Origin of the sequence: Streptomyces sp. MnatMP-M17 (assembly GCF_900091995.1) — a bacterium.
GTDB lineage: Bacteria > Actinomycetota > Actinomycetes > Streptomycetales > Streptomycetaceae > Streptomyces.
This window is the reverse complement of the sequence record NZ_FMDK01000073.1, coordinates 1-3,562: the sequence shown is the minus strand read 5'-3', so window position 1 is coordinate 3,562 and position 3,562 is coordinate 1. Positions and strand designations below refer to the sequence as shown.

3 protein-coding genes, 1 tRNA gene and 1 pseudogene are annotated in these 3,562 nt (G+C 69.5%); 3 read left to right on the top strand and 2 right to left on the bottom strand.

Annotated features, from left to right (window positions below):
• A tRNA-Ala gene (locus GA0115259_RS03925) sits at positions 1–73 on the top strand.
• A gap of 91 nt (positions 74–164) precedes the next feature.
• On the opposite strand, the gene GA0115259_RS03920 is transcribed toward GA0115259_RS03925, so the two are convergent.
• Positions 165–1,019, bottom strand: a complete 855-nt coding sequence (locus GA0115259_RS03920; protein WP_093590839.1) for a helix-turn-helix transcriptional regulator — start codon at positions 1,017–1,019, stop codon at positions 165–167.
• A 279-nt stretch (positions 1,020–1,298) separates the two neighbouring features.
• Between GA0115259_RS03920 and GA0115259_RS03915 the strand changes: the two genes are divergently transcribed.
• Both GA0115259_RS03915 and GA0115259_RS03910 read left to right on the top strand, forming a co-directional pair.
• Positions 1,299–2,654, top strand: coding sequence for an MFS transporter (locus tag GA0115259_RS03915; protein ID WP_237539747.1), 1,356 nt, complete (start codon positions 1,299–1,301; stop codon positions 2,652–2,654).
• Between the two features lie 301 nt (positions 2,655–2,955).
• Positions 2,956–3,189 carry a hypothetical protein gene (locus GA0115259_RS03910; protein WP_046498555.1) on the top strand — a complete coding sequence of 78 codons (234 nt, stop codon included), beginning with the start codon at positions 2,956–2,958 and terminating at the stop codon, positions 3,187–3,189.
• On the opposite strand, the pseudogene GA0115259_RS39985 reads toward GA0115259_RS03910, so the two are convergent.
• A pseudogene (locus GA0115259_RS39985) lies at positions 3,168–3,562 on the bottom strand (hypothetical protein); the annotation flags it as partial. The gene GA0115259_RS03910 and the pseudogene GA0115259_RS39985 overlap by 22 nt on opposite strands.

The following is a 3,562-nucleotide window of genomic DNA, read 5'->3' as shown; positions in this document are numbered from 1 at the left end:
GGGGCTATAGCTCAGTTGGTAGAGCGCCTGCATGGCATGCAGGAGGTCAGGAGTTCAATTCTCCTTAGCTCCACAATCCGGATCCCGTCCCCGGTTGGGGGCGGGATTTCTGCTGTACGGACGCGTCCACGGCGGGTGCGGTGACGTCCCTGCTCCGGGGAGTTCTACGCGCCGGGCCGCAGCGCCCGTAGCGTGGCCGTCCGCTGCCGGTTCTCCTCGTCCACCGGTGTGTAGACGACGATCCGGCACTCCGGCATCCCGTTGACCGACAGCGAGACCGAGGTCATCCGTATCTCGCCGACCGCCTCGTGCCGGAAGGTCTTCACCCGAGGTCCCGGCGGTATCACATCGCCGCTCTCCCACAGCTCGGCGAAGTGCGGGCTGGCCGCCGAGAGCCGGCCGACGAACGACTCCCAGCCGGGCTCGCCCACATGCCGTCCGTACGCGCCGCGCAGCGTCGCCACCATCACCGGCAGCTCCGTCTCGGGAAAGACCAGCGGGCATTTCTCCTCGGGCGCGGTGAACAGGATCCACAGCGCGTTCGGACGTTCGTACTTCTGCATCATCGGGATGTCGAAGAGGTCGTCATAGCCGGCATTGGTCGCGAGGATGTCGTACCGCGCGTTGTACACCACCGCCGGAAGCGGATCGAGCGTGTCGACGATGCCCTGGATCTCCGGGCCGACACCGTCCGCGTCGGCCTGCGGATCCGGTTCGTGCGGCACCTCCGCGAGATGGTAGAGATGCTCGCGCTCGGTCCGGTCGAGCCGCAGCGTGCGCGCCACCGCGTCCAGCACCTGCGCGGAGGCGTTGATCGGACGGCCCTGCTCCAGCCAGGTGTACCAGGTCACGCCCACGCCGGAGAGCTGGGCGACCTCCTCGCGGCGCAGTCCCGGCGTACGGCGGCGGAGTCCCGGCGGCATCCCGACATCGGCGGGCGTCACCCGCGCCCGGCGCCCGCGAAGAAAGACCGCCAGCTCGGATCTGCGCCGTCGGCCTGTGGCATCCCGCACCGTCATCGTTGTCACACCTCCATCGTCCGTTCCCGCACCGCCTCTTGCCAGGTGCTGTCAGTACCAGCATCGGTGGGCTCTCGTTACCCGTACTCGACCGCCCTCAGGCTCGGTGTCATGACGACCACCTCACCCGCGAACCCTCAACACACCCGCGGATCAAGTAAAGACGACGCCACTGACAATGCCGGGGGCACAGCCGCTGTCGGCCCCGCCGCCGACACCGGCACCGGCGTTCGCGGCCGGCCCGGTCTGCTGCTCGCCGTGGTGCTCGCGGCCCAGTTCATGGCGCTGCTCGATGTGTTCATCGTCAATGTGGCGGCGCCGACGATCCGTACCGAACTCGACGCCTCCGGCGCCGGACTCCAGCTCGTCATCGCGGGCTACACCATCGCGTACGCAGTCCTGCTGATCACCGGCGCCAGGCTCGGCGATCTGCTGGGCCACCGCCGGCTGTATCTGGGTGGGCTCGCGGTCTTCACCGTCGCCTCGCTCGCCTGCGGACTGGCCGCGGGCAGCGGCCAGTTGATCGCCTTCCGGCTGGTCCAGGGCGCGGGCGCGGCGCTGATGATTCCGCAGGTGCTCAGTCTGATCCAGCGCAACTTCGCCGGTGAGCGGCGGGTACGGGCGCTCGGCGCCTACGCGGCCGTGCTCGCCACCGGAGCCGCGGCGGGACAGGTGCTGGGCGGTGTGCTGGTCAGCGCCGATCTGTTCGGCACGAGCTGGCGGCCGGTCTTCCTGGTGAACGTACCGATCGGGCTGGCGCTGCTGGTCCTGGGCGCCCGGGTGCTGCCGCGCGACCGCCGCGGTGAACCGGAGCGCGCCCGCGGTCTGGATCTGCCGGGGCTGGTGCTGCTGGCCGCGGCGGTCTCGCTCTTCACCGTGCCGCTGGTCCTCGGCCAGGAGGAGGACTGGCCGCGCTGGACGTGGGTCTCCCTGGCCACCGCCGCTGTGCTCTTCGGCTGCTTCCTTGTGCTCGAAGCCCGGCTCGCCCGGCGCGGAGGCTCTCCGCTGATAGCGCCGAGAGTGCTCCGTATCCCCGGGATGGGCCTCGCGGCCCTGCGGATCCTGCTGGTGATGGCGGTCAACGCGGGCTTCCTGTTCAGCTTCACCCTCTATGTCCAGGGCGGTCTGGGCTACAGCGCGCTGCGCGCGGGACTGACCTTCGCGCCGATGGCCGTGGTCTTCGGCCTGGTCGGACTGACCTGGCGGAACTGGCCCCGGAGGCTGCAACGGGCGCTGATTCCCGGCGGATTCCTGCTGACGGCCCTCTCCTGCGCCGCCGTGGGCTGGGTGCTGCGCGACATAGGCGACGGAGGATTCGCCATGTATGCCGCTTTCGTCGGTGTAGGTGCCGGTCTGGCGCTCGGGTTCAGTCCCGTACTGACGGGCGCGCTGGCGACCGTACGCCAGGAGGACGCGGCGGACGCGAGCGGACTGCTCGCCACCGTCACCCAGCTCGGCCAGCTCATCGGAGTTGCGACATTCGGGACGCTCTTCCTGAACCGGCTGGCGGTGCCGGGCCCTGATGCGCCGGGCGACGCGCTCCTGGTGTGTACGCTCGCGCTCGCCGGAGCCGCGATCCTGGGCGCGGCGGCGGGTCCCGTCAACGCGATGAGGCGGGTCCCATCAGCACGGTGATGCGTCCCGCGATTCGACGACGTCCGGTATAAGCCCTTACCGGGAGGCTTTTTCCGGCTGCCCGCCAGGCTCCGGCGTGGCAGAATCGGACGACCGAAGGGGACGAAGGGCCGGACCGGGAGGGAGAGCCGTATTGTCCGCCAGCAGCATCGAGGAGCCCGATGATCTGCTTGTCCCGGCGGAGGTGCTCGTCGGCCTCAACTGTCCCTCGTGCGGTTCGTCCCAGGTGGCTCAAGTGCTCGGTGACAACGGCGGGATTTCCTACGTGTGTACGGCCTGCGGCCACTGTTGGAGCTGATTGATGGGTGCCCACAGGCGTAAATGCGACTGGTGCGGCAGTGGTACGCCCATCGTTCGCGACATGGATCCGCTCAACCCCGAGTTCCAGTACTGGTGCGAGGAGTGCGCGCGGGCGCTGATCATAAAAGGCGATCCCATCGAGACCTACCGGGAGCTGGAGGGCGAGCCGATCTACGGCCGTCTCCTGGACGAGCACTGCACGCTCAAGCGGTTCTACTCGTTCGCCACGGCCTGACCGTATCCCTTGGCTCTTTGGGCTTCCTGGGATCCCTGGGCTCTCCGGGCCCTGACGGTGTCGCCGAGCAGCAGTCCGATCAGGGCCAGGGCCGTGAGCGGATAGAGCGCGCAGAGGGCCATCTGAAGGCTTCCCTGGGCCAGTTCGGGGCCGCCGGACGGGCGCCGTCCCCACCACAGGGCATACGAACAGAAGATCAGCCAGCCCGCCGCCGCCCACCCGGCTCCCACGCGCACCGCGACATACAGTGCCATCGGCACACACCAGACCCAGTGGTGCGACCAGGAGACCGGGCTGATCAGCAGTGCCGTCGCGGCGCAGCCGGCCACCGCGCCGGCGCTCTCTTCGCGCAGCGCCGCCGCGACAGCCGCCG